Annotated in this window: 21 protein-coding genes; 7 read left to right on the forward strand and 14 right to left on the reverse strand. The window is 64.9% G+C overall.

What is annotated here, in order from left to right:
* Positions 1-9: 9 nt before the first annotated feature.
* From LB528_RS03625 to LB528_RS03635, 3 genes are all read right to left on the reverse strand, one after another.
* On the reverse strand, positions 10-1,203 hold the full coding sequence (locus LB528_RS03625) for an RsmB/NOP family class I SAM-dependent RNA methyltransferase (protein WP_224713866.1): 1,194 nt from the start codon (positions 1,201-1,203) through the stop codon (positions 10-12).
* Between the two features lie 215 nt (positions 1,204-1,418).
* Positions 1,419-2,174, reverse strand: coding sequence for an SDR family NAD(P)-dependent oxidoreductase (locus LB528_RS03630; protein ID WP_224713867.1), 756 nt, complete (start codon positions 2,172-2,174; stop codon positions 1,419-1,421).
* Between the two features lie 81 nt (positions 2,175-2,255).
* Positions 2,256-3,026: an SDR family NAD(P)-dependent oxidoreductase gene (locus LB528_RS03635; RefSeq protein ID WP_224713868.1), complete on the reverse strand. Its 771-nt coding sequence runs from the start codon at positions 3,024-3,026 to the stop codon at positions 2,256-2,258.
* A gap of 392 nt (positions 3,027-3,418) precedes the next feature.
* Between LB528_RS03635 and LB528_RS03640 the strand changes: the two genes are divergently transcribed.
* Complete coding sequence (locus LB528_RS03640) at positions 3,419-4,282, forward strand: hypothetical protein (RefSeq protein ID WP_224713869.1); 864 nt, start codon at positions 3,419-3,421, stop codon at positions 4,280-4,282.
* 14 nt (positions 4,283-4,296) lie between these two features.
* Here LB528_RS03640 and LB528_RS03645 read toward each other — a convergent pair whose 3' ends face one another.
* Positions 4,297-5,499 (reverse strand): ROK family protein, encoded by a 1,203-nt coding sequence (locus LB528_RS03645; RefSeq protein WP_224713870.1) that lies wholly within the window; start codon positions 5,497-5,499, stop codon positions 4,297-4,299.
* 222 nt (positions 5,500-5,721) lie between these two features.
* On the opposite strand from LB528_RS03645, the gene LB528_RS03650 reads away from it, so the two are divergent.
* The 6 genes from LB528_RS03650 (at position 5,722) to LB528_RS03675 (ending at position 11,797) form a co-directional block, all read left to right on the forward strand.
* A complete protein-coding gene (locus LB528_RS03650) occupies positions 5,722-6,960 on the forward strand; it encodes an extracellular solute-binding protein (RefSeq protein WP_224514382.1) in 1,239 nt (412 codons plus the stop codon).
* An 87-nt stretch (positions 6,961-7,047) separates the two neighbouring features.
* On the forward strand, positions 7,048-7,932 hold the full coding sequence (locus LB528_RS03655) for a carbohydrate ABC transporter permease (protein WP_224713871.1): 885 nt from the start codon (positions 7,048-7,050) through the stop codon (positions 7,930-7,932).
* The gene (locus tag LB528_RS03660; RefSeq protein ID WP_224514384.1) at positions 7,932-8,777 is read left to right on the forward strand and encodes a carbohydrate ABC transporter permease; all 846 of its coding nucleotides are present in this window, start codon (positions 7,932-7,934) and stop codon (positions 8,775-8,777) included. The genes LB528_RS03655 and LB528_RS03660 overlap by 1 nt, the downstream gene beginning before the upstream one ends.
* Positions 8,778-8,779: 2 nt before the next feature.
* Entirely contained in the window at positions 8,780-9,796 is a 1,017-nt protein-coding gene (locus tag LB528_RS03665) for an SIS domain-containing protein (RefSeq protein ID WP_224713872.1), read from the forward strand.
* Positions 9,796-10,734: a PfkB family carbohydrate kinase gene (locus LB528_RS03670; protein ID WP_224713873.1), complete on the forward strand. Its 939-nt coding sequence runs from the start codon at positions 9,796-9,798 to the stop codon at positions 10,732-10,734. The genes LB528_RS03665 and LB528_RS03670 overlap by 1 nt, the downstream gene beginning before the upstream one ends.
* Positions 10,721-11,797 (forward strand): ABC transporter ATP-binding protein, encoded by a 1,077-nt coding sequence (locus tag LB528_RS03675; RefSeq protein ID WP_224713874.1) that lies wholly within the window; start codon positions 10,721-10,723, stop codon positions 11,795-11,797. The genes LB528_RS03670 and LB528_RS03675 overlap by 14 nt, the downstream gene beginning before the upstream one ends.
* Before the next feature lie 85 nt (positions 11,798-11,882).
* Here the strand turns inward: LB528_RS03675 and LB528_RS03680 are convergent, their stop codons facing one another.
* The 10 genes from LB528_RS03680 to LB528_RS03725 all read right to left on the reverse strand — a co-directional run bounded on the left by LB528_RS03680 (position 11,883) and on the right by LB528_RS03725 (position 26,469).
* The gene (locus LB528_RS03680) at positions 11,883-13,397 is read right to left on the reverse strand and encodes an aldehyde dehydrogenase family protein (protein WP_224713875.1); all 1,515 of its coding nucleotides are present in this window, start codon (positions 13,395-13,397) and stop codon (positions 11,883-11,885) included.
* A gap of 187 nt (positions 13,398-13,584) precedes the next feature.
* The gene (locus LB528_RS03685) at positions 13,585-14,859 is read right to left on the reverse strand and encodes an RNA polymerase sigma factor (RefSeq protein ID WP_224713876.1); all 1,275 of its coding nucleotides are present in this window, start codon (positions 14,857-14,859) and stop codon (positions 13,585-13,587) included.
* On the reverse strand, positions 14,856-15,230 hold the full coding sequence (locus LB528_RS03690; protein WP_095766415.1) for a YciI family protein: 375 nt from the start codon (positions 15,228-15,230) through the stop codon (positions 14,856-14,858). Before LB528_RS03690 ends, LB528_RS03685 begins: the two co-directional genes overlap by 4 nt.
* Before the next feature lie 110 nt (positions 15,231-15,340).
* Complete coding sequence (locus tag LB528_RS03695; protein WP_224713877.1) at positions 15,341-16,432, reverse strand: DNA topoisomerase IB; 1,092 nt, start codon at positions 16,430-16,432, stop codon at positions 15,341-15,343.
* A gap of 167 nt (positions 16,433-16,599) precedes the next feature.
* Positions 16,600-17,472: a glycosyltransferase family 2 protein gene (locus LB528_RS03700; protein ID WP_224713878.1), complete on the reverse strand. Its 873-nt coding sequence runs from the start codon at positions 17,470-17,472 to the stop codon at positions 16,600-16,602.
* Entirely contained in the window at positions 17,472-18,407 is a 936-nt protein-coding gene (locus tag LB528_RS03705; RefSeq protein ID WP_224713879.1) for a glycosyltransferase family 2 protein, read from the reverse strand. The genes LB528_RS03700 and LB528_RS03705 overlap by 1 nt, the downstream gene beginning before the upstream one ends.
* Before the next feature lie 107 nt (positions 18,408-18,514).
* Positions 18,515-19,399, reverse strand: a complete 885-nt coding sequence (locus LB528_RS03710) for a transglutaminase N-terminal domain-containing protein (protein WP_224713880.1) — start codon at positions 19,397-19,399, stop codon at positions 18,515-18,517.
* Positions 19,400-21,811, reverse strand: coding sequence for a circularly permuted type 2 ATP-grasp protein (locus LB528_RS03715; RefSeq protein WP_224713881.1), 2,412 nt, complete (start codon positions 21,809-21,811; stop codon positions 19,400-19,402). It abuts the gene before it with no gap.
* Between the two features lie 6 nt (positions 21,812-21,817).
* Positions 21,818-25,168, reverse strand: a complete 3,351-nt coding sequence (locus LB528_RS03720) for a DUF2126 domain-containing protein (protein ID WP_224713882.1) — start codon at positions 25,166-25,168, stop codon at positions 21,818-21,820.
* 104 nt (positions 25,169-25,272) lie between these two features.
* Complete coding sequence (locus LB528_RS03725; RefSeq protein ID WP_224713883.1) at positions 25,273-26,469, reverse strand: acyl-CoA dehydrogenase; 1,197 nt, start codon at positions 26,467-26,469, stop codon at positions 25,273-25,275.
* Between the last annotated feature and the right edge of the window lie 15 nt (positions 26,470-26,484).

Raw genomic sequence — 26,484 nt, forward strand, 5'->3', positions numbered from 1 at the left:
CGGTCTCCTCTATTGTGCTTTGTCGCACGCGTTTGGAGGAGGCGAAGCCTCACGCTGCATGACGGCGGTGAAGAAGCCGTCGGTATCATTGCGGGCGGGCGTCAGCGACAGGTAGTCCGAATGGGCTGAATTCGTCAGCTGCGGCGCGGCCTCGCGCAGCGGCACGGCACGAAAGGCGGGATGCCTCGCCAGGAAAGCGGCCACCTGCTCCTCATTCTCCGCGGGCATTAGGGAGCATGTCGCGTAGACCAGCCGTCCGCCGGGCTTCACCAGACGCGCCGCACTCGCCAGAATCCGGGCTTGCAACGACACGAGATTGTCCAGACCCTGTTCCTCCGGCGCGCGCCAGCGCGCGTCGGGATTGCGCCGCCATGTGCCGGTGCCGCTGCATGGCGCGTCCACCAGCACGCGATCGAAACCGCCCTTGTGGCGCTTGATCCACCGATCCGTCTCGCTGGCTAGAAGCCTGGTCTCGATGTTGTGCAGTCCTGCCCGCCGGAAGCGCTCGGCACTGCGCTTCAAGCGGCCGTCCATGACGTCGCAGGCGACAACGTGGCCCTTGTTGTTCATCTGCGCGGCGATGGCCAGGGTCTTGCCGCCAGCTCCGGCGCAGAAATCGACCACGCGCTCACCCGGCCGGGCATCGACCAGCAGAGCGACAAGCTGCGAGCCCTCGTCCTGAATCTCGACCTCGCCTGTTTTCAGCATCGGCAGGCTCGTCAGCGAGGGGCGTTCATTCACACGAATGCCATACGGAGCCATGGCCGACGCCTCCGCCCGCAAGCCAAGATCCTTCAAGGCGCCAAGCATGGCCTCGCGCGTCGACTTGATCGGATTGACGCGCAGGTCAAGCGGCGCCGACGTCAGAAGTGCGGCCATCTCGTTTCCAAACGCTTCCTTGAAACGGCGCCGCAGGGGATCGGCCGCCCAGGACGGGCATTCAAGCTTGACCTCTTCCGGCATGCCGGGATGGTCGATTGTGCATCCCTGCAATTTGACCAGCAGCGCGTGCTCGTGGTCCATCAGGCTGGCAGGCGCGAATTTCGCGCCATTGAACAAGCGTTTGATCTGATCGAGGGCCTTGCCTTCCTTCAGCGTCAGCCATGCAAGCAGCCGGTTGCGGGGCATGTCCTCGCGCCCATGCTTGGCCAGCCACCAGCCAAGCCGTGCATGGTGCCTCAGAAGCGCATAGAGCAACTCCAAAATCTGACCACGGTCCTTGTCGTGGATATAGCGCCGGGCTCGAAACCAAGCCGAGACGACAGCATCCGCGGGACGCGCAATGCTGTCCACTTCGTACATAAGTTCGATTGTGGCTTGCAGGCAGGCGGCAGGAGTCACGGAACAATGATCAGGCTGAAAAAACGCCTGTATAGTCGACAGAGCTGCTCCTGACTATTGGTCGCGCATCCCCGCTCTCATCCTTTGCGTTCCTGCAGGATATTGCCGCCGTCCACGACCAGAACGGCGCCGTTGACATAGCTCGCCGCGTCGGATGCCAGGAACAGCACGGCGGCCGCGACTTCCGCGGGGCTGCCGGCGCGGCCGAGCGGCGTGTTTCGGGCAGCGACGAGCTCCTCCGGCGTCGAAGCGCCCGTTGCGATCCACCCGGGCGCCACGGCGTTGACCGTGACGCCGCTGCGGCCGACCTCCAGGGCGAGCGCGTGCGTCAGCCCGATCATGCCTGCCTTGGCTGCCGAATAGGCGGCCTCGCCTTCATTGGACACGTAAGGTCCCGTCACCGAAGCCATGTTGACGACGCGCCCATGGCCGCGCTGCACCATGCCGGCCAGAAATCCGCGCGTGCTCAAAAAGGCGGTTTTCAGGCTGACGTCGATGCCGCGGTCCCAGTCGCTTTCGCTGAGGTCGAGAAACCGCCGCTGCAATGCCGGCTGGGCAATTGTGCCCATCCCGGCATTGTTGACGAGGATGTCGATTTCGCCGGCCTCGGAGCGTAAACGCTCGACATCACCGGAGAGCGTCAGGTCGGCCATCAAAGCGCTTATATCGAGCCCTTCCGCCCGCAGTTCCTCCGCGCGCTGCTCGACGCGTGCGGACGAAGCGGTGATGACGACAGAAAGACCGGCCTCGCCCAGCGCCCGCGCGGTCGCGATTCCGATGCCGTCGGCGGCGCCCGCGCCGGTCACCAGCGCCTTGCGGGATTTGCCAAACACGATCATTTCCTCTCCACGGTTAGAATGCCGGCATGCCGGCGCGGTCCGTCATACCCGCAATGAAACCGACTAGGGCCCGGTTCAATAACCGGCGCTGACGCCGAAATCGATCGAAAGCGCGGCTCCGGTGATCGGCGCCGCGCCCGGCTGGCAAAGATAGTGGATGAAGGAAGCGATCTCCTCCACCCGGATGAACCTTGCTTTGTCGCCCTGAGGATAATGCCCGAGAAGCCGGCGCTTGTAGCCGTCGGGGTCGTCTCCGCCATAAGTCTTGGCCTGATATTCGATCATCGGCGTTGCCGTGTCGCCGGGACAGACGGCGTTGACCCTGATGCCCTGCGATGCGAGTTCCAGGGCAAGAGCCTTGGTCAAGAGCACCAGCCCGCCCTTCGAGGCGCAATAAACGGCCGCCCCGTTGTTGCCGACGATGCCGGCGTCGGAGGCAATGTTGACGATCACGCCTTGCGCCGCCGACAGATGCGAGATGGCCGCCGAGATCAGAAAGAAGGCTCCCTTGAGATTGACGTCGAGCACCAGGTCCCACTGCTCTTCTGCGACCTCGCTCGCCGGTCCTTCGAGCCAGACGCCGGCGGCGTTGACGAGGATGTCGATCGCGCCGCCCCACTCCCTGGCCTTGCCCACCACGTCGCGGCAGGCGGCGACGGAGCGGATATCGAGCGGCAAACCGATCGCGTCCGCCCCGGTCGCGGCAATCGTCGCAACGGCGGCGTCGAGCTTGGGGCCGGCAAGATCGGCGAGCGCGATCCGCTCGCCGTCAGCGGCGAAACGCAATCCGGTCGCGAGACCCATTCCCCCGGCGCCGCCGGCGATCAGGACAGTCCTGCCAGCCATTCGATAAGCTCCACGCAACGCAGTTCGGCAAAGGCAATCACGTCATTAGGCCATGTCGCATGGACCAGCCAGGCAAAACAATGATCTCACCGTGCCTGGGCCCGCGATCATCCCAACTCGAGCGTCGTAATGCCGAAACCGTCGACGGGGCATTGCCAGGCTTGCCGACCTTGTACCTGCGTGTCGTCGTGAAGCCCAAAACCATGCCGGCTGCCTGAAGCAGAACCTGTCTGGCGGGCACATCGATATGGGACGGGTTTCCCGAACCTATGCAAAGAGTTAGCAATTCACCGCCTAATCGTTCGTTGTTCCAATGGGCAACTGGACACGAGCGGTCAAGATTGGGAATCTTCATTCGTCGTTGCTTGGAATCGCATGGAGTACCGCAGGAAATGCCGCTGAGTGCCGCAGAAATCGTCCGTCATCCGGCAACGCTTCGCGGTGTCCAGGACCAGGCCAAGGCGCTCATCCATATCTACGAAACGAGCCCGCGGCTGGCGGCCGTGTTTGCCACCCAGCAGCGCTGGCTGCTCGGCCATGTCGGCCTTGCCCTGCATTTCCGGCGCGACCCCAATGACCGCCGCACCGAAATGACGATGGCGCGTTTCATCGAGGTCGTGCGCCGCAATTCGGTGGCCAGCCGCAACACCGCCGAGGCTTTCGTCAAGGAGATGCTGCATTACAACATCGCCGAATATATCTCGGCCAGCGGCGACGGCCGCACACACCCAATGCGGGCCACGGCGGGCACTATCGAGACCTTCACCGGCTGGATCTACGCGCATCTGAGAACACTCGACCACATAGATGGCGGAACCCGGCTGGCAGCCTTCCTCGACCGGCCCGAAATGCTGCCCACCCTGCAGCCGCTGATCGCCGACGGGTTGCTCACCAGCGACGGCGTGCGGGAGCCCGGACCGACCTTCTCGTTATTTATCTGGCTGAACAACGGCGGCATCGTCATGGATTGGCTGATGTCCGGCGTCGATCCGGAAGACGTCCATCTCGACAGGATACCGACCAGCGTCATTTCGGTCAGTGAATTCGCGCACTGGCTGAAACTCTCACGTACGCATCTGGCGCGCAAACTCCATGATGCCGAGGCGCTCGGCAGCATCGGTTGGGTCGGCCAGCGCGGCCATTCCGTGATGTGGGTTTCGCGGCAATTCTTCGACGAATACATGGCCGTCCAGGCGTCCAAGCTCGCCGTCGTCGACGCGGCTTTCGCCACCACCGCGAAACAAGCGACGGACTGACCGCCTTCGGCTTTCTATCCGGCCTTCAGGATAGCGGAAAAGCGCGGATCGAAGGCCCGGCTGATCGGCTCCGCCGCGGCACCTACCGCGATCGCCCATGGATCGGTGGTGCCGAGCTGCAGCCGCGGCAGCCGCCGGACAGGCCGGTCCGCGATCGACGGCAGCAGCGGGTGCATGGCCTGAAGCAGCAACCGGGCCAGCGCCTCGGGCGCGCTGCTGGTGAGGATGACGGTTTGCGGGTCGAAGATCGTTTCGATCAGATGCACGCTCCAGCGCAGGTCGGACGCGGCTATTTCGACCCAGCCCATGACCCGCGGGTCTTGCGCGAGCCCCAGCGCGCCGAGCGTCTCGTAAAGCCCCTTTTCGGTGGGGTCGAGGCCGAGATGCTGGTAGAGCGAGGCGAGTGAGGCGCGGTGTTCCAATGGCGCCGAGCCAGGGCCGCTTGGCGAAAGCAGGGCCATGCCGACCTCGCCCGCATTGCCGTTGCCGCCGCTGTAGAGTTCACCGTTGAGGATCAGCCCGGCGGCTATGCCGTAACCGACATAAAGGCAGACGGCGTGATCGACGCCATGCGCTGCGCCGACGATCCGCTCCGCCGTCGCGCAGGCCGCCGCATCGTTCTGCAGGCCGACATCGAGCCCCGTACCGGCCGCAAGCGCCTCCAGCAGCGGAAATTGCTGCCAGGCCGGCATCATCCATTTGTTGTCGGAGTTCTTGAGCCCGAACGGCCCTGGCATGGCGACGCCAAGCCCGACCAGCCTTCGTTCGGATTGGGAGAACATCCTGGCCAGCTCGCCTCTGACACGGTCGACCAAGCCGAGGATTATTTCCACGCCCTCTGACGGCTCGTCGAACGGCAGCCCCGCCTCGGCGCGAGCGATCACCTTGCCGACGAGATCGACCACCACCACGCGTGTCAAATGCCGGTCGATCTGCAACCCAATGGCGAAAGCCCCTTCGGAAACCAGCCGGTAGGGCGTGAAGGGTTGTCCCCTGCCCTTGCGCACCGCATCCAGAGCCACGACCAGACCGTCCCGCTCGAGATCCTCGATGATGTTGGAAACCGCCTGCTTGGTAAGCTGCGTCGCCCGCGCAAGGTCCGCGCGCGAAAGCGCGCCGTTGAGCCGCAGCGCCTCGATCATAACGCGGCGGTTATGCGCGCTGGTACCCTCCTGGTTGGTGCCGCTCTTGGCGCGGATCGGGCTAATGTCGTGCACCGTCGTTTCCCCTCTTGACTCCATTAAAGGATTGATCGACTAATTAAGTCAAGCGAATTGACTTAATAGTGCGACCCGCACGGTTCCACAAAAAAAGCAGCAAGGCTTTCGAGCTCCGCTGCACGCCGTGGAGGACGGATCCGGTCATACGCAACGCGAATTCGAGGAAGCGGCATGGTCTTGGCCGCCCCACTCGCAGCTGTCGAAAATGGGAGAAGACAAATGCTGAAATCGATCGGTAAGACACTTCTGGGCGCGGTGTTCGTCGGCGGACTGTTCATCCCGCACGCCTTCGCCGAAACCACCCTGAACGCGCTCTTCATGGCGCAGGCCGCCTATAGCGAGGCCGACGTGCGCTCGATGACGGAGGCCTTCACCAAGGCCAATCCGGATATCAAGGTCAATCTCGAATTCGTCCCTTATGAAGGCCTGCACGACAAGACGGTGCTCGCCCAAGGATCCGGCGGTGGCTATGACGTGGTGCTGTTCGACGTCATCTGGCCTGCCGAATACGCGACAAACAAGGTGCTGGTCGACGTATCGTCGAAGATCACCGACGACATGAAAAAGGGTGTGCTGCCCGGCGCCTGGACCACCGTCCAGTATGACGGCAAGTATTACGGCATGCCGTGGATCCTCGACACCAAATACCTGTTCTACAATAAGGAGATCCTGGAAAAGGCCGGCATCAAGGCGCCGCCGAAGACCTGGGAAGAGCTCGGCCAGCAGGCCAAAATCATCCAGGACAAAGGCTTGCTGAAGACGCCTATCGCCTGGAGCTGGGCACAGGCCGAAGCCGCAATCTGCGACTACACCACACTGGTCAGCGCCTATGGCGGCGACTTCCTCAAGGACGGCAAGCCCGACTTCCAGAATGGCGGCGGCCTCTCGGCGCTGAAATACATGGTCGACAGCTACAAATCGGGCCTGACCAATCCGAATTCCAAGGAATTCCTCGAGGAAGACGTCCGCAAGGTCTTCGAGAACGGCGATGCCGCTTTCGCGCTGAACTGGACCTACATGTACAACATGGCCAACGATCCGAAGGACTCCAAGGTTGCCGGCAAAGTCGGCGTCGAGCCGGCGCCGGGCGTTGCCGGCACCAGCGAGGTCTCGGCCGTCAACGGCTCGATGGGCCTCGGCATCACGGCGGTGTCGAAGCATCAGGACGAAGCGTGGAAATACATCGAGTTCATGACCTCGCAGGCGACCCAGAACAAGTATGCCAAGCTCTCGCTGCCGATCTGGGCCTCGTCCTATGACGATCCGGCCGTCACCAAGGGCCAGGAAGAGCTGATTGCCGCCGCCAAGCTCGGTCTCGCCGCGATGTATCCGCGCCCGACCACGCCGAAATACCAGCAACTGTCGACGGCGCTGCAGCAGGCGATCCAGGAATCACTGCTCGGCCAGGCGACGCCGGAAGACGCGCTCAAGACCGCCGCCGAAAACAGCGGCCTCTGATCTGGCGTTCCTCGACGCGGGCGGCCCCCCATCAACGAGCGCCGCCCGTGCTATTTCTGACCGGATGACAGGAGAGAGGCGCCTCTGATGTCGGGCACCTGGATGACGACTCGCGCGTGGCTGTTGATGCTGCCGCTTCTGGTGATCATGGTGGCCGTCATCGGCTGGCCGTTGGTCGATACCGTCAGGCTTTCCTTCACCGACGCTCAACTGGTCGGCACGGCGGGCAACTTCGTCGGCTTCGACAATTACACCAAGATGCTGACGAGCTCGAATTTCACACGCACGCTCTCGACCACCACCTGGTTCGCCGTCATCTCGGTGGCCGCCGAGATGGTGCTCGGCGTGCTTGCGGCCCTCCTGCTCAATCAGGAATTCCGTGGCCGCGCCGTCTTGCGCGGGCTGATGATCCTGCCCTGGGCCCTGCCCACCGTCGTCAACGCAACGCTCTGGCGGCTGATCTACAATCCCGAATATGGCGCGCTGAACGCGGCGCTGACGCAACTCCATCTCATTGATGACTATCGCTCCTGGCTGGGTGAGCCGGGCACGGCGCTCGCGGCGCTGATCGTCGCCGACTGCTGGAAGAATTTTCCGCTCGTTGCGCTGATCGCGCTCGCCGCCCTGCAGGCCGTGCCGCGCGACATCACCGCCGCGGCGCTTGTCGACGGCGCCGGGCCGTTCAACCGCTTCCGCTTCGTCATCCTCCCCTATCTTGCAGGCCCACTGATGGTGGCGCTGGTGCTGCGCACCATCGAGGCGTTCAAGGTCTTCGACATCATCTGGGTGATGACACGCGGCGGCCCCGCCAACAGCACGCGCTCGCTGTCGATCCTTGTCTACCAGGAAGCCTTCTCCTTCCAGCGCGCCGGCTCCGGCGCCTCGCTGGCGCTGATCGTCACCCTGCTCGTCACCGTGTTGGCCGTCGCTTACGCGACGCTGGTCAAGAAGACCGCCGGGAGTGCGGCCTGATGGAACGCAAGAGCCCGGTCTTCACCGCCTTCGTCTATGTCTGCGCCATCCTGCTTGGCGCCGTGATCCTGGCGCCTCTCGCCTGGCTCTTCGTCATGAGCATATCGCCGGCAGCCGACCTCGCCGCCAAGCCGCTGCGCTGGTGGCCGCAGGCGGCCGACTTCTCCCGTTACGCGCAGCTTCTGTCGAGGGCTGAGAACAGTGCCGGCGCCGCCTTCACGTCATCGCTGCGCAACAGCCTGGAGGTCGCCGGCATGGCGACGCTCGCCGCTGTTGTCCTTGCCGTGCCCGCCGGCTGGGCCGTTTCGCGCACGCCTTCGGTCGGCTGGTCGCTGTCGATGGTGATCGCCACCTATATGCTGCCGCCGGTGGCGCTCTCCGTGCCGCTTTACATGGGCCTGTCCTATCTCGGCCTGCTCAACAATGTCTTCGGCCTGGCATTGATCTATCTGACCATCCTCGCGCCCTTCACCACATGGCTGATGAAATCGGGTTTCGATTCCATCCCGCGCGAGATCGAGGCAGCGGCCATGATCGACGGAGCGGGACTGCTCCAGACCTGGCGCATCATCACCTTGCCGCTGGCCGCGCCCGTGGTGGCGACGTCGGCGCTGTTTGCGGTGCTGCTTGCCTGGGATGAGTTCTTCTATGCCCTGCTCTTCACCTCGGACCAGCGGGCAAAGACGCTGACGGTCGCTATCGCCGATCTCGCCGGCGGCCGCGTCTCCGACTACGGACTGATTGCCACTGCCGGCGTGCTCGCGGCCTTGCCGCCCGTGCTGATCGGCCTCTTCATGCAACGCGCTCTGATCTCAGGTCTGACCAGCGGCGGAGTGAAAGGATAATCATGACTGCAAAGAAAGAACGGCCGACAGGCCTCCTCGCCATCGACCGCGAGATGGCGCGCCAGCATCAAGACGCACTAGCTTCCTTCGAGAATAACACGGATGCCGCCACCGAGGTCGCCGCCTCGATCAGGAAGACCGGCCGGGTCGTTCTGCTCGGCATGGGCGCCTCGCACGCCGTCGCCCGCGCGGTCGAGCCGCTCTATCGCGCGCACGGCATTGATGCCATCGCGCTGCCGCTTTCAGAGCAGCTCGGCCATCCCCTGCCGCTGGCCGGCAAGACGGTGATCGTCACCTCTCAATCCGGCGAAAGCGCCGAAGTGTTGCGCTGGTTTGCCGAGACCGGCGATCGCACGGAGACCTTCGGCCTGACGCTGGAGGCCGGCTCGTTCCTTGGCCGTACGGTGCCTTGCCTTGTCGGCGCCGGCGGTACCGAACTCGCCTTTGCCGCGACCCGCAGCCTGACCGTGACCTTCGCCTTGCATCTCGCCATCCTGACTGCGCTTGGCGACGATCCCGCCGGCGCCCTTGCCGTGCTCAAGGCGCCTCAGGCGGTCGAGATCGATACCGCGCTCGCGGCGCTGAGGACGGTCACGACCATCGTCACTTCCGGCCGCAAGCTTCAAGGCGTGGCTGAAGCCCTTGCGCTCGGCTTCACCGAACTGTCGCGCCTGCCTTGTTTCTCGCTCGAAGGCGGTCAGCTGCGCCACGGGCCAATGGAGATGCTGGGTCCAAGCATTGGCGTCGTTCTTTTCCGCGGCGACGATCCGACCGCCGACCTTGTCACCGCGATGGCCTTGTCCGTTGTCGAGACCGGTGCGCCGCTGATCGTGTTCGACGCTTCCGGCAAACCGCCAGTCGCAGGCGCCGTGACACTCGCCTTCAAACCCGCCACGGGCCTGGCGGCGGTCTTTGCCATGCTGCCGGTGGCGCAGCGCCTGATGATCGCCTTCGCCGATTCCCGCGTCGAGAATGCCGGAACGCCGGTGCGTACCACCAAGATCACCAGGAGCGAGTGATGCAGCCGCTTGCGGTGATCGGCAACGTCAATGTCGATCTGATCGTCGGGCCGGTCGCACCCTGGCCGAAGGCCGGCACGGAGACCGTCGTCGATCATGACGACCTGCGGGTCGGTGGCCAGGCCGGCAATACGGCGCTTGCGTGGCAAGCGCTGGGTATCGATTTCGACATTGCAGCCAATCTCGGCGACGACCAGTTCGGGCGCTGGCTGCGCGAAGCCTTCGGGCGCCGGGCGCAGAAATGGCCGGTTCGTCCCGAAGGCACGACATTGTCGGTCGGCATGACCCACCCGGACGGCGAGCGCACCTTCTTCACCACGCGCGGCCACCTGCCCCGGTTCAGCCTGGACGACGCGCTCTCCGCGCTGGACGGCAATCGGCTTTCCGGTGGCTATGCGCTGCTCTGCGGCTCTTTCCTCACCGACGACCTGACGCGCGATTACGGCGCTTTTTTCGACTGGGCCGAGGCGCACCGCATCGCCGTCGCGCTCGACACAGGCTGGCCGATCGACGGCTGGACGGAAGCGAACTGCACCGCTGCGCGCGGCTGGCTGTCGCGCTGCGAACTGGCGCTCTTCAACGAGGTCGAGACGACCACACTGGCCGGGCTGGCAAGCCCGGGGGAAGCGGCGCGAAAGATCCGTGACGGTATGAGGGACGGCGCGACGGTGGTCGTCAAGCGCGGACCGGACGGCGCGATCGCCATCGGCGCCGACCGCAAACTCATTGAAGCGGCCGCGCCCCGCGTCACCGTCATCGACACAATCGGCGCCGGCGATGTCTTCAACGCCGCGTTCCTGGCGGCGCTGGCGCAGGGGCGATCGCTGGAAAAGTGCCTGTCCGCCGCCATTCAAGTGGCCTCGCGCGCCATCTCAACCCTGCCCCGCGACTATGGCGGGCCGATTCAATTCGAGGATGCCGCCCATGAGCGCGCTTGAAATCCGCGATGTCCGCAAGAACTACGGCAGCGTCGAGACGCTGAAAGGCATCGACATCGCACTCGAAAACGGCGAGTTCCTGGTGCTGCTCGGCTCCTCGGGCTGCGGCAAGTCCACCTTGCTCAACATCATCGCCGGTCTCGCCGAAGCAACCAGCGGCGACGTGCTGATCGGCGGCCGGTCGGTGCTTGGCGTGCATCCGAAGAACCGCGACATCGCCATGGTCTTCCAGTCCTACGCGCTCTATCCGAACCTGACGGTGAGCCGCAACATCGGCTTCGGCCTGGAGATGCGCAAGGTTCCCGCCGCCGAGCGCGACAAGGCGGTGCGCGAGACGGCGAAGCTCCTGCAAATCGAGAACCTGCTCGACCGCAAGCCCGGCCAGTTGTCCGGCGGTCAGCGCCAGCGGGTCGCCATCGGCCGGGCGCTGGTGCGCAAGCCGCAGGTCTTCCTGTTCGACGAGCCGCTCTCCAATCTTGACGCCAAGCTGCGCCTGGAAATGCGCACTGAGCTGAAGCGCCTGCACGAGATGCTGCGCACTACGGTCGTCTACGTCACCCATGACCAGATCGAGGCGATGACGCTGGCGACTCGGATCGCCGTCATGCGCGACGGCCGCATCGAACAGCTGGGCACGCCGGAAGAAATCTACAACCATCCCGCGACGCTCTATGTCGCGGGCTTCGTCGGCGCGCCTTCGATGAACATGCTGGAGGCGGTTGTCGAGGACGGCAAGCTCGCGATCGTCGGCACGGATGCGCGGCTGGCGCTGCCCGCGCGCTACGCCGACACCGCCCGCGACGGCGCTTCAGTTGTCGCCGGCATCAGGCCCGAGGCGCTCCACCTCGGGCCGGGCGGCGGCGCCGAATTGTCGCTGCCGGTCGAGATCGACGTCGTTGAACTGACGGGACCGGAACAGGTCACCACCGCCCGCGTCGGCGCGCAGAAATTGACGGCAACCTTGCCGCCGCAGGCCCGCGTCGCCAAGGGCCAGCCATGCGCTTTTGTCTTTGATGCGGCCGCGCTTCGCCTCTTCGATCCGGCTACCGGCAAGGCTTTTTGAGCAAATCGCCCGCCGTCCACCCTCATGGCCTAATCAATAGTCGAGCGGGTCAGCTCGCGGACGAGGCTGACCCGTCGCTTCGTCCTCAATCGATGTCGAACGATACGCCCTGGGCCAACGGCAGCGCTTTCGAATAGTTCACCGTGTTGGTGGCGCGGCGCATATAGGCCTTCCAGGCGTCCGAGCCGCTCTCGCGGCCGCCGCCCGTCTCCTTCTCGCCGCCGAACGCCCCGCCGATCTCGGCGCCCGAAGTGCCGATATTAACGTTGGCGATACCGCAGTCCGAGCCGTCGACGCCGAGGAACCGCTCCGATTCCTGCAGGTCGCGTGTGAAGATCGACGACGACAGGCCGGCGCCCACCGCATTGTGCTGCTCAAGCGCCTCGTCAAAATCGGTGTATCTCATCACATAGAGGATCGGCGCGAAGGTCTCTTCCGTCACCGGCGAGACCTGCTCCGGCATTTCGACCAGCGCCGGATGCACATAATAGGCGTCCGGATGGCCGTTTTCGACGCGCGTGCCGCCGGTCACCTTGCCGCCATGCGCTTGGGCTTCCTTTAGCGCCTTCTGCATATTGTCGAAGGCCGCCTTGTCGATCAGCGGACCGACCAGCGCCTTGCCCTCCAGCGGATTGCCGACCGAAACCGTCTCATAAGCCTTCTTCAGCCGCGGCAAGAGCGCGTCATAGACGCTGTCATGCACGAACAGGCGCCTGAGCGTCGTGCAGCGCTGGCCGGCCGTGCCCATGGCGCCAAAGGCTATTGCTCTCAGCGCCATGTCGAGATCAGCGGTCGGACAGACGATGCCGGCATTGTTGCCGCCGAGCTCCAGCACCGCGCGCGCAAAGCGCTTGGCGAGCCTGGGACCGACCTCGCGGCCCATGCGGGTCGAGCCGGTGGCGGAGACCAGCGGCACCTTCGGATGGTCGACCAGCACTTCGCCGGCGGCGCGGTCGCCGATCAGCACCTGGAGCAGCCCTGCCGGCGCGTCCGCGCCGAAACGCTTTGCGGCGCGGTTGAAGATCGCCTCGCAGGCAAGGGCGGTCAGCGGCGTCTTTTCCGACGGCTTCCACACCACCGCATCGCCGCAGACGAAGGCAAGCGCCGCATTCCACGACCATACCGCGACCGGGAAATTGAAGGCCGAGATGACGCCGACGACGCCGAGCGGATGCCAGGTCTCCATCATGCGGTGTCCGGGACGTTCGGTGGCGATGGTGAGGCCGTACAATTGCCGCGACAGGCCGACGGCGAAATCGCAGATGTCGATCATCTCCTGGACCTCGCCCAGGCCCTCGGACGGGATCTTGCCGACCTCGATCGACACCAGCCGGCCGAGCTCGTCCTTATGCGCGCGCAGTTCTTCGCCGAGCAGGCGAACCAGTTCGCCGCGCTTCGGCCCCGGCACCAGCCGCCAGCTCTGGAAGGCCTTGTGCGCGGCATCGATGGCCTTGCCGGCGTCAGCCGCCGAGATCGACTTCAGCGCTGCGATCTGTTCGCCCGTCACCGGGCTGCGCACAATGAGGTCGCCTCCGACAAGTGCATCTGTAGCCACGCCCAGTTTCTCGAGAAGCGAGGCCGTTTCCTTGGCTAATGTCATTTTTTTTATCCCTTTTCAGATTCCCGCCTCTCACAGGACGGTGGAGCCATGCGCCATGCGCTGTCCGTGCCATCAAATACGTCCAGGCGCCTTTCATGGCGTGGCATTACTCGTTTCGGGGAAAAACCGCCACCCCGGCATGGTCCAAGGCCGGATCGCAAAATTGGGCCAGGCGGGCGAAGCCGGATCAGCGGGCCTTCTGGATCGAGGACTTCTCTGCGCTTTCCTTGATCAGCCGGTCGATATGCATCCGGATATGCGCCGCCTCGGCCGCGGTGTTGGCCAAAGCGATGGCGCGGTCGAAGGCGACACGTGCCTCCTCGTTGCGGCCAAGCTGCATCAGCAGCCCGCCTCTCAGTCCGAAGAAGTGAAAATAGCCCGACAGCCGCTCTTCCAGCGGCTCGATCATGGCAAGCGCGGCTTCCGGGCCGCGTACCTTGCTGACCGCGACGGCGCGATTGAGCGTCACCACGGGCGAAGGCTGCATCTGCTCAAGCAGACCGTAGAGCAGGTCGATCTCGGTCCAGTCGGTATCCTCGGCCGTCGCCGCCCGCGCATGCAGCGCTGCGATCGCCGCCTGCACCTGGTAGGGACCGGGCTTGCGGTGGCGCAGCGCCTTGTCGACCAGCGCCAAGCCCTCGTCGATCATCTTGCGGCTCCAGAGCGAGCGGTCCTGGTCCTCGAGCAGCACGACCTCGCCATTCTCGTCGAAGCGCGCCGGCGCGCGCGCATGCTGGAGAAGCAGCAGCGCCGTCAGCCCCATGATTTCCGGTTCCTGCTGGAACAGCCTGAGCAGCAGCCGGGCGAGCCGGATCGCCTCCTCGCACAGCGGCGCGCGAGCCGGCGCCTCGCCGCCATTGCTCGAATAGCCCTCGTTGAAGATCAGATAGACCATCGCGGCGACTGCGGCGAGCCGCTCCGAGCGCTCGACCGCGCCAGGCGTTTCGAACGGCACGCCGGCATCGGCAATGCGCGCCTTGGCGCGGGTGATGCGCTGTTCCATGGCGCTCTCGCCGACCAGGAAGGCGCGCGCGATCTGCTTGACGGTGAGACCGGAGACAATACGCAGCGCGACCGCGATCTGCTGCGTTGCCGGCAGATCCGGATGGCAGCAGATGAACAGAAGCCGCAGGATGTCGTCGCGGTAATGCGCGCCGTCCAGCCGCTCGGCCATGTCGCTCTCGGCGTCCTCCAGATCGGATACCTGGTCTTCCTCCGGCATCGGCGCCTGCTTGGCGCGCTTGCGCACCGCGTCGATGCCGCTGTTGCGGCCGACGAAGATCAGCCAGGCGGCCGGATCGCGCGGCGGCCCGTTCTTCGGCCAGTTCTTGAGCGCCCTCAGGCACGCGTCCTGGAAAGCCTCTTCCGCGGCGTCGAGGTCACGGAAGTAGCGCAGCAGCGCGCCCATCGCCTGCGGACGGGCGTTGCTGATTGCGGTGCTTATCCAGGCGAGCTCTGTCATACCGCGACCTTTGTCGGATTGAAGACCGAAACCGGCCGGATCTCGTAGGAGCCGCCGCTCGGATTGACCTCGGAGAGCTCGCGCGCGAATTCGACCGCTTCGTCGAGATCATTGCATTCGAGCGTGTAGAAGCCGAGGAATTGTTCCTTGGTCTCGGCGAACGGACCGTCGAGCACGATCGACTCCCCCTTGACCTTTCGCAGTGTCGTGGCCGCCGTCGTCGGCAAAAGGCGCGCCACCGGCCCCAGCCGGCCGGCCTTGGCGTATTTGTCCTGCACGTTGAGGAGCTTTGCCATGACCTCGTCGTCCTGTTCCTTGCTCCAGGAGCAGACGACGTCTTCGGAGGCATAGCAGAGGATGGCGTAGAGCATGGTGCGTCCTTTCCGTATCAAAGGACGCGACACTAGGACCCTTCCCGACACGAGGTCGATAAAAAAATTTATCGAGAGATCACGGATTTGGCGATCTTTGCGCCCGCCTATCAGGCGCCGTGCGCCCGCAGCCATCTGAGCACCAGCGTTTCTTCCTCGTCCAGGCCGGATATCAGGCGTTTGCGCTTGTTGGCCTCCGCCATTTCGTCAAGCAGGCGCCCTTTGCTCCACGCCTCGAACACCAGCGGATGGATGTAGCATTTGCGGCAGACCGCCCGGGTATTGCCCAACCGCTCGGCGACCTTGTCGACGACGCTGTTGATCACCCGGTTTTGCTGCGTTTTGCTTTCCGGCAGCTCGGTCCCGGCAAACAGCGACGCCGCATGGATCGTGCCGCCCCAGGTGCGGAAATGCTTTGAGCTGAATTCGGCGCCGGATGCCTCGCGAATATAGCGGTTGACGTCCTCCGAGCGCACCGGCCGCCGCTCGCCGTCCTCGTCGAGATATTGGAACAGCTTCTGTCCGGGCAGATCCTGGGCGCCGCGCACGACCTTGGCGATGCGGCGATCGACCAGCTTCAGCTTCCATTCCTTGCCCGACTTGCCCTTGAAGGCGAAGCGCAGGCTGGAGCCGGTAATCTCGACATGGCGGTCGCGCAGCGTGGTCAGTCCGAAGCTCTTGTTGTCGCGTGCATAGGCCGCGTTGCCGATGCGGATCATAGTGTTGTCGAGCAACCAGACCACCGAGGCGACGACGCGCTCCATCGGCAGCCCGTGCCGGCGCAGATCGGCATCGATCTGCCGCCTGAGAGCAGGCAGGCTTTCCGCGAAAGCAACCAGGCTGGAATATTTGACGCCGTCGCGTTCCTCGGTCCATTGCGGGTGATAACGGTACTGCTTGCGGCCGCGCTGATCCCGGCCTGTCGCCTGGATATGGCCGTCCGGATCGGGTGATATCCACACATCCGTCCAGGCCGGCGGTATGACGATCGCCTTGATGCGGGCAAGCGTCGTTTCGTCGACGGTTCCGCCATCGGCCGCCAGATAGGTAAATCCCGTGCCTTTCCGCAATCTGCGTATGCCGGGGTCGGCATCGCTTACATAGTTGAGCGACGTGCTCTCGGCCGAACTGCGAGCGCCGTTCCCTCGTGTTTCCTCGGCCCGCGTCGAACGGTCCGAAGGCGATCCTGAATGCTGCAACATGCCGGCTCCGCGAAATGGCCCGTAGATAAAGCCGCGCGCCGATGACTGGTTCCGAAAGAGGTTTCAGTCCCGCCGGTTGGCGGATGGATCGAAGACGGCGACGGTCTTGCGCCGCGACCAAAGCCATCGGCCGCGCCGCCGGCGCGGCGGCTTCATTTCGATGGTGATCATCGCCGGCTCGCCGTCGTGTCGCCATACCGGGCGCCCACCCATGTCCCCAGCGACTTAGCGAACAACGCCAGCCACACGATCGGCACCGACAGCCTTGCGAAGGTTCTGTCCTTGCCGGACAACCCCTCCTCGACCAGCTTGCCGACATTGCGCCGGTCGCGGAACACCTTCCGGAACGGACGCACGGGTTTTTCGGCCTGGATAGACCGGAGATAGGCGCCATAGCGGCGCCCGCGGCGATACTGGTCGGCAAGCAAGCCGAATAGGCTCGTCTCATTGCGGTGAACGGTCAGCACCCTCGGTTCCCAAACCGGCCGCAAAACCTCGGGCAGCCTGGCCATGAACTCGGTGTCTTCCCCAGACCTCATTCGCTCGTCGAACATCCCGTATCGCTCGAACAGCTTCCGGTCGAACGAAACGCCGTAGCGCTGTGCCTTCCCGGCCGAAAGACCGGGCAGGCGTCGCATATAGGTGACGAGATGCGCCGCGCATGCGACCAGATTGCGCGGGTGGCTGTTGAGGACGGCGCTCGCCACAGCCGCAGCACCCTCCCGGTGACGCTGCAGCCGGATTTCGGCCCATTGCGGGCAGGCCAGGCAATCATCGGCGAGAAAGGCGACGAACGGAGCTTGCGTTGCGGCAATGCCGCGATTTCGCGCAGCGCCGGCAAACAATCGCTCCTCGACCTCGATCGCTGTTACGTCGATGCCGCAATCGGCAAGCAGCGCCTTGGCGTTACCGCCGCCGGAATTCACCACCACGATCTCGAGCGGAATATTTTGGTCGAGAACGGACCTTACCGCGGCCGCCAGCGCGGTCGGTGCCCGCAAACCAATCACCACGACCGCGAGATCCAGCCTCTCGGCCATCAGGCGCGTTGCAGTTGGGCGGCCGGCGCCGAAAACCGGCGCCGCAGCGCGATCTTCAGCCGATAGCGCATGCAGCGCCAGACATCCGCGCCCGCCCTTGGCGCGGCTTCGGCCACGCCGAGGAATCTTGTCGCCATTTCGAAATCGCCGCGCGCATAATGAACGCGTGCGATCTTCAAAGCGACGAGGCCCTCCCTGGTCTTGAGCGACCGCGCCCCGATGCCGCAGGACCGGAGCCGGCGCAGCGCCAGACGCCATTCGAGAAAGCGCGCGGCAGGCCTGACCGTGAAACGATCGTCGGAACGCTCCGCCGACACGAAATAGACGAAGACGGGCTGTGTCACGATCGCGAGCGAGGCCTTGGTCATCAGACGCGCCCAAAACAGCGTGTCCTCGTCATAGGCAAGGCCGGTCGCGAATCTTGTTTCGCCGACAGCCCGCCGCGACACCAGCGCGCTGCCGACGGCGATCGACCGTATCCGCCCTTCGAGATAGGCGCAGGCATTGGCCGGTCCGCTTGCCGTGTAGCCGCCCGGCAGCTTGGTCGGCCGCTCCTCGCCATCGACTCTCCGGCGGTAAGCGCCGACCGCCATGTCCGCCCCTGGTTCCGCTACGGCCTTCGCCAGCAGTGCGCGCAGGCCACCTCCAAGATGGAGGTCGTCGGCATCGATCAGATAGATCCAGGGAAAGCGGGCCTGCTCCAGCGCCAGATTCCTGGAGCCGCCAGCGTCGCGGCAGCTCGATTTGATGACCCGCAGCGGCAAGGCAAACCGCAACGCCGCTTCCGAGGCGACGGCGGCGGTGGCGTCGGATGACGAATCGTCGACCAGCAGCACCTCGCCGATGATTTCTTTCTCCGATGCCAGCGAAGCGAGCGTCCGGGCAATCGTCCGAGCCGCATCATGTGCCGGAATGATGACGCTTACCGCTTCCAATCCGCCTCCGCGCGCCATAGCCACGCAGGCGCCCCCCCGTCAATCCCGTGCCTAGGATACCGACGGCAGGCGCATTTGAGAAGCGCCCACAATCAATCGCGTTGTCGTCACACCTTTTCGACGGCGACCGGGATGACGTCGACCGCTTGCTCGCCGACCTGGCCGCCGGTGGTCTTCAGCACGCCGACGATCGGCGCCACGTCGGAATAGTCGCGGCCGTAGCCCACGATGATGTGATCGTTGCTCGCCCGCATGCCGTTGGTCGGGTCGAATTCCTGCCAGCCGGCATCGCGCCCACACCAGGCCTTGACCCAGGCATGCATGGCATCCGCGCCTTCGAGCCGCGGCTTGCCCTTGGGCGGGATCGTGCGCAGGAAGCCGCTGACATAACCGGCCGGAATGCCAAGCCCACGCAAGCCCGCGATCATGATATGGGAGAAGTCCTGGCAGACCCCGCGCTTCAGGGCAAAGGCGTCGCTGGCCCGCGTCTGAACCGTCGTCGCCTTGCCGTCATAGGCGAAATCGCGATGGATGCGGTTGCAGAGATCGGTCGCCGTGGCGACCACCGAGGAGGCCGGGCTTTCCCGCGCATAGGCGGTGATCGCCGGATCAATTCCGACATGGTCGCTGGCGGCGAGGAAATGATGCGGCGCGGAGGGCGATAACGACCGCACCATGTCCAGTTCCGACCTGAGCCCGCCGATATCGGGCGAGACATCGAGGCCCGGTTCCGGCCGCGAGACCGAAACGCGAGCGCTCATGCGGATGTCGAGCGTTTCATGCGCCTCGCGAAAGGCGATCGATGTGACGTTGTTGCCGAAGAAATCGGAAAAATCGGCACGTTCGGCCGGCGGCGGCTGGAAGGACAGCGAGGCCGCGATGACGCGCTGCACCCCCGCAATCGTCTGCGGCATCACGCGCACCTGATGCCGTCCGCCGCCCGCAGCAGCGGCATAGTCGTAATGCAGATTGAGTTTGATGTCGTAGAGCATCTAAGCGAAATAGGCTCGGGCGAGACTGTTGTAGAGATCGCCGATCTGGCCGGCGAGGTCGTCGAGCACTTTGGCGCTCATGTCGGACGGCTCCATGACGGCGATTGCCGTGTTCAGCTGCAGGATTTCCTTGGCGGCGGGCGACATATGTCCCTCGCCGCTGATCGAAGGCAGCATGCCGATCTCGGCCTTCAGCCGTTCGAGCTGGAACAGGATGGAGCGCGGATTGAGCGGATCGAGCGCGAGCAGGTCGATCACCGTGCGCCGCCCCGCCTGCACCGGATATTGCCGGCGATGGGTCATGACGCTGTCGCCGATCTCCAGCATCATGTCGAGCGCGCCTTCCGGCGCCCCGTTCCTGGTCAGCCGGCTGAGCGTGCGGGCGATCTGGATGCCGCGTTCCAGCCTGCGGCCGATTTCCAGGAAACGCCAGCCGGTGAAGCGATACATGTTCTCATGCAGCAGGCCGGAAAAGCCGGCGAGCTTGCGCAGCATCACCGTCATTGCCCGTGTCGCGTCGTCGCCCGGCGCCACGGTCTGCGCGAACCTATGGATGGTCTTGGACAAATCCTTCAGCGCCAGCCAGCCATCGGGCGAGAAACGGTCGCGGATCTGGCCGGCGCTGTAGACCGCGCTGTCCAAAGTGCCGATCAGCCCCGGTGGTATCGCCATTTCGACCTCGATACCGAAGGGCTCCAGATAGTCCCTGACATCGGCAAGCAGCGGCATATCCTGATCGGATGTCTCGGCAAGCCGCACGTGATAGGCACGCAGCACGCGCACCGTGTCTTCCGAGCGCTCGATATAGCGCCCGAGCCAGGTCAGGTTCTCCGCGGCGCGGCTGGGCAAGCTGCCCGGCATGGTGCGGGTGAAGCCGTCATGCTCCTGCGGCAGCAGCGTCTCGCGCTCGACCGGCGTGTCGCTGACAACCCAGACATCCGCCGCCTGGCCGCCGCGCTGCATGGCGATCGCCGTCGGGTCGAGCGAAAAGCCGACGCGGGCGAAGCCGCCGGGCATCACGGTCCAGCCTTCCGGCGTCCGCGCCAGATAGACGCGCAGGCTGGCGGGCCGTGGCTCCAGCCGGCCATCGACAAAGACAGGGGTGGTCGACAGCGTCACCGCTTCCTGGCCGACGAAACCGGCGCCGTCCGCCTCGATGCGCGCGACAAGATCGGCCCGCTCGCCGGCCGAAAGGGATAATCCCAGCCGGGTCGCGCCATCGTCCTCGAACGCAAGCCGGGTCGACAGCGCTGGACCGACCACCATACGGTCGATATTGGCAAGTACATGCGCGCGCTCGGTCTCCTGGCCGCACCACCAGGTGGCGATGCTCGGCAGCTTGAGATCCTCGCCCTGCAGCTCTCGCGCGATCCTGGGCAGGAACGACAGCAGCGCCCGCGTCTCCATCAGGCCCGAGCCCAGCGCATTGACCGCCGAAACGGAGCCGCGCCTTATTGCCTCGACCAGGCCCGGCGTGCCGATTTGCGACTCCGGCCTGAGCTCCAGCGGATCGGCGAAGGCGGCATCGAGCCGCCGCCACAAGACACCGATCGGCATCAGGCCGGAAACGGTTCGCACCATCAGCCTGCCACCGGAAACGGTCAGGTCCTCGCCCTCGAGCAGCATGATGCCGAGATACCGGGCGATATAGGCGTGCTCGTAATAGGTCTCGTTGAGCGGCCCTGGCGTCAGGATGGCGACACGGCCGCCGGACTCCTTGGCCATGGCGTTCAGCGTGTCGCGGAAGCGGCGGAAAAAGCCGGCGAGCCGATGCACATGCATCTCGCCATAGATGTCCGACAGCGCACGCGTTGTGGCGACCCGGTTCTCCAACGCAAAGCCCGCGCCCGACGGCGCCTGGGTGCGATCGCCAAGCACCCACCAGCTACCGTCCGGGCCACGGCCGAGCTCGAAGGCGACCATGTGTAGAAAATGCCCGTTGGCCGGCCGAACGCCAGCTATCGGGCGCAGATATTCCGGACTGGCTGCAATCAGACCGGCTGGCAGAATGCCCTGCTCAACCAACCGGTTCGGCCCGTAAATGTCGGACAGGATCGCCTCGAACAGGTCGGCGCGCTGGACGAGGCCGGCGCTGATCTCGGCCCATTCCTTTTCGTCGATCAGCAGCGGAACATGCGCGAGCGGCCATTCGCGTTCATTGGCCCCGGCCTGTTCGTAGACGCGATAATAAACGCCGGCGTCGCGCAGATACTGGTCGGCGCGGGCAAAGCGCTGCCCGAGCCGCTCCGCCCCCAGATCGTCGAGCGCGTCGATGAAGAAGCGCCAGGCCGGGCGCGGGCTGCCGGACGCGTCGACCATCTCGTCGACGACGCCTTCGATTGGCCGGTAGCGTTCCAGCAGGCTCTGCGCCCGCGGCCTCCCGCCCGCCCGTCTCTGATTCCCCTTGGCCATCGTCGATCAGAATCTCGCCGGCCGCCTGAGGTCAAGGGTCATGGGAAACTCTTCAGAGGCTTCTTCGTCACGCAGCACGTAGCCACCCGGCGTGTGGCCGCGCGGTTCGAACCGGGCAAGCCGTCGCGCTTCGGCCTCGTTGCCGTTGACCGGGAAGGTGTCGTAGTTGCGGCCGCCCGGATGCGCGACATGGTAGACGCAGCCGCCGACCGAGCGACCCGACCAGCGGTCGTAGATGTCGAAGACCAGCGGCGTGTTGACCGGCAACGCCGGATGCAGGCCGGACGCCGGCTGCCAGGCCTTGAAGCGAACGCCGGCCACCGCGACCTCGCGATTGTCGGTGATTTTCATCGGCACAAGGCGCCCGTTGCAGACGATGGCGTGGCGTTCCGGATTGAGGCCTTCTGTCTTCACCTGCAGCCTCTCGACGGAGGAATCGACGAAGCGGACCGTGCCGCCGATGGCGCCCTGCTCGCCCATCACATGCCAGGGCTCCAGCGCCTGCCTCAATTCCAGCTTGACGCCGGCATGTTGCACCTCGCCGCAGAACGGGAAGCGGAATTCGAGCTGGGCTGCGAACCATTCGGGGCGGAAGTCGAAGCCGTTGAGCTTCAAATCCTCCAGAACGCCGAGGAAATCCGCCCAGACATAGTGAGGCAGCATGAAGCGATCGTGCAGCGAGGTCCCCCAGCGCGTGAAACGGCCGTCCAGCGGGTTCTTCCAGGCGCGCGCAATGATGGCGCGCACCAGCAATTGCTGAGCGAGCGACATGCGCGCATTGGGCGGCATCTCGAAACCGCGGAACTCGACCAGGCCGAGCCGGCCGGTCGGGCCATCCGGCGAGAACAGCTTGTCGATGCAGATTTCCGAACGATGCGTGTTGCCGGTGACGTCGGTCAAGAGATTGCGGAACAGCCGGTCGACCAGCCACGGCAAGGGCGCCTGTCCCTTGTCGGGATGCGGCACCTGCGCCAGCGCGATCTCAAGTTCATAGAGCGAATCGTGCCGCGCTTCGTCGATGCGCGGCGCCTGGCTGGTCGGGCCGATGAACAGGCCCGAAAACAGGTAGGACAGCGACGGATGCCGCTGCCATTGCAGCACCAGGCTCTTCAGAAGGTCCGGCCGGCGCAGGAACGGGCTGTCGTTGGGCGTCGCGCCGCCGACCACGACATGGTTGCCGCCACCAGTGCCGGTGTGGCGGCCATCGACCATGAACTTGTCGGTGCCGAGCCGCGACTGCCGCGCTTCCTCGTAGATCGCGCTGGTCGTCGTGACGCATTCCCGCCAGTTGGCGGCCGGATGGACGTTGACCTCGATGACGCCTGGATCCGGCGCCACGCGGATGACGTTGAGGCGCGGGTCGTGCGGCGGGGCATAGCCTTCGATATGCACCGGCAGGCGGACGGCCTTCGCTGCGTTTTCCGCCGCCGCCACCAGTTCGAGATAGTCCTCCAGCGCCTCGACCGGCGGCATGAACACGCAGAGCCGGCCCTCGCGCGGCTCGACGGTGAGCGCGGTCCGCACCGCGCCGCCGATCTCGGTCAGTCGCTGCTCGACGCGGTCCTGCTGGGCCGTGGCGGCGGTGAAGGAGGCCTCCGCCTGCTGACGCGCCATTTCGTCGGCGCCGCCGGCCGGAGCTTCCTGCAGGATTTCGGCGCGCGCCCGCAGCGGGCCACGTGGCACTGAGGGGTCGACCGGCACGATGTAAGGGAATTGCGCCGGCGGCACATAGGGCAACGTACCGAGCGGCAGACGGTAGCCGACCGGAGAATCGCCGGGCACCAGGAACAGGCGCCCGCGCCTGGTCTTCCATTTCTCCGAACGCCAGCGCTGTCCCGCGGCCTGGCTGTTCCAGCGCTGCACGGGCAGCACATAGCCTGACGGCTTGGTCAAGCCACGCTCGAAGACGCGCGCCATGCGGCTGCGCTCTTCCGGGTCCTCCAGCTTCGAATTGGACGGGTCGACATTATCCGGCAGCTTGCCTTCCTTGAGCAGCCACTCGCCGGGATCCTCATAGGCCTCGCCGACCATCGCCTTGTCGATGCCGAGCTCGCCGGCGATCGCCGTGAGCAGGCTTTCGGCCTGTTCGGGTCCGATGGCGGCGCTGCTCGTCTCGCGCGCGATCAGCGACGGATCGCGCCAGATCGGCTCGTCATCGGTGCGCCAGTAGAGCGAGAAGGTCCAGCGTGGCAGGCTCTCGCCCGGATACCACTTGCCCTGGCCGTAATGCAGGAAACCACCCGGCGCGAAGCGCTCGCGCAGCCGGCGGATCAACTCATCCGCCTTGTCGCGTTTGGTCGGGCCGACGGCTGCAGTATTCCATTCGGCGGACTCGAAATCGTCGATCGACACGAAGGTCGGCTCACCACCCATGGTGAGCCGCACGTCCCCATCCCTCAGCGCCGCGTCGACTTTTTCGCCCAGTCGATCGAGTGCCTCCCAGCTTTCGTCCGAGAACGGCTTGGTGATGCGCGGATGCTCGGCAATCCGGTCGACCTGCATGTCGAAGTTGAAATCGACATTGGCGAAGCTCGCCATGCCCGAGATCGGCGCGGCATTCCGGAAATGCGGCGTCGCGGCAAGCGGGACATGGCTTTCGCCGGTGAGCAGTCCGGAGGTCGGATCGAAGCCGATCCAGCCGGCGCCCGGAATATAGACTTCGCACCAGGCATGCAGGTCGGTGAAGTCGACAGCTGTTCCGGGCGGTCCGTCGAGCGAGACGAGATCCGGCTTGAGCTGGATCAGGTAGCCGGAGACGAAGCGCGCGGCGATGCCGAGATTGCGTAGGATCTGCACCAAGAGCCAGCTGGAATCCCGGCACGAGCCTTTGCCGGCGGCCAATGTCTCCTCGGGCGAATAAACACCCGTCTCCATGCGCACGATGTAGGCGATCTCGCGCTGCAGCCTCGCATTGAGGTCGACGAGGAAATTGACGGTGTTTCTCGGGCTGCGGTCGATGCTTGCCAGGAATTTCGACAACAGCGGTCGGGCGGGCTCCGGCGCGCGGTAGATGGCGAGGTCTTCCCTGATCTCTTCGGGATAGTCGAACGGGAAGGTCTCGGCGATCTCCTCGACGAAGAAGTCGAACGGGTTATAGACCGTCATGTCGGCAACGAGGTCGACCTCGATCTTCAGTTCCGTCACCGGCTCCGGAAAGACGAAGCGGGCGAGGAAGTTGCCGTAGGGATCCTGTTGCAGATTGACGAAGTGGTTTGCCGGCTCGACCTTCAGCGAGTGGCTGAGCACCTTGGTGCGCGAATGCGGCGCCGGCTGCAGCCGGATCACCTGGGGACCGAGCACCACCGGCCGGTCATATTTGTAATGGGTCAGGTGATGGACGGCTGCCAGAATTGCCATGGTGCCCCGGAGAATGGCTTTTTATCGCCAGACCCTGACACATCTGGCGGCCATTCTCCAAGCAGAGATGTTGCACTGCACCTAATTTAAGCAGCGTTGCCGGCTTAGAAAAACGCCTGCAGCCCCGTCTGCGCCCTTCCGAGGATCAGCGCATGCACGTCATGCGTGCCCTCATAGGTGTTCACCGTCTCGAGGTTCTGCGCGTGGCGCATCACGTGATAGCCGATCTGGATGCCGTTGCCGCCATGCATGTCGCGGGCCTGGCGGGCGATGTCGAGCGCCTTGCCGCAGTTGTTGCGCTTGACGATCGAGATCATCTCCGGCGCCATCTTGCCTTCGTCCATCAGCCGGCCGACGCGCAGCGAGCCCTGCAGTCCAAGCGCGATCTCGGTCTGCATGTCGGCGAGCTTCTTCTGGAACAGCTGCGTGCCGGCGAGCGGCTTGCCGAACTGTTTTCTGTCCAGGCCATACTGCCGCGCGCGATGCCAGCAATCCTCGGCCGCGCCCATCGCGCCCCAGGAAATGCCGTAGCGAGCCCGGTTGAGGCAGCCGAACGGACCGCCGAGGCCCTTGGCATTGGGCAGCAACGCGTCTTCGCCGACCTCGACGCCTTCCAGCACCACCTCGCCGGTAATCGACGCCCGCAACGACAACTTGCCGCCGATCTTCGGCGCCGACAGCCCTTTCATGCCTTTCTCCAGCACGAAACCGCGGATCTCGTCCTTGCCGTTATCACCCTTCAGCTTCGCCCAGACGACGAACACGTCGGCGATCGGCGCGTTGGAGATCCACATCTTGGAGCCGGAGAGCTTGTAACCGTTGGCGGTTTTCTCGGCGCGCGTCTTCATGCCGCCTGGGTCCGAGCCAGCATCAGGCTCGGTGAGCCCGAAACAGCCGATCCATTCGCCCGACGCCAGCTTCGGCAGGTATTTCTTGCGCTGCGCTTCCGAGCCATAGGCATGGATCGGATACATGACCAGCGAGGACTGCACGCTCATCATCGAGCGGTAGCCGGAGTCGATCCGTTCGACTTCGCGCGCCACCAAGCCGTAGGTCACGTATCCGGCGCCGAGCCCGCCATATTCTTCCGGAATGGTGATGCCGAGCAGACCCGCCTCGCCCATCTCGCGGAAGATCGACGGGTCGGTCTTCTCGTCGGCATAGGCTTCCTCGATGCGCGGCGCCAGCTTGTCGGCCGCGAAAGCTGCCGCGCCGTCGCGCACCATGCGCTCATCCTCGGAAAGCTGGTCCTCGATCAGGAAAGGATCGTTCCAGACGAACGCGTTCTTCTCGGCGGCCACGGCCAACACTCCCGG

Origin of the sequence: Mesorhizobium sp. CA4, assembly GCF_020165075.1 — a bacterium.
Taxonomy (GTDB): Bacteria; Pseudomonadota; Alphaproteobacteria; order Rhizobiales; family Rhizobiaceae; genus Mesorhizobium.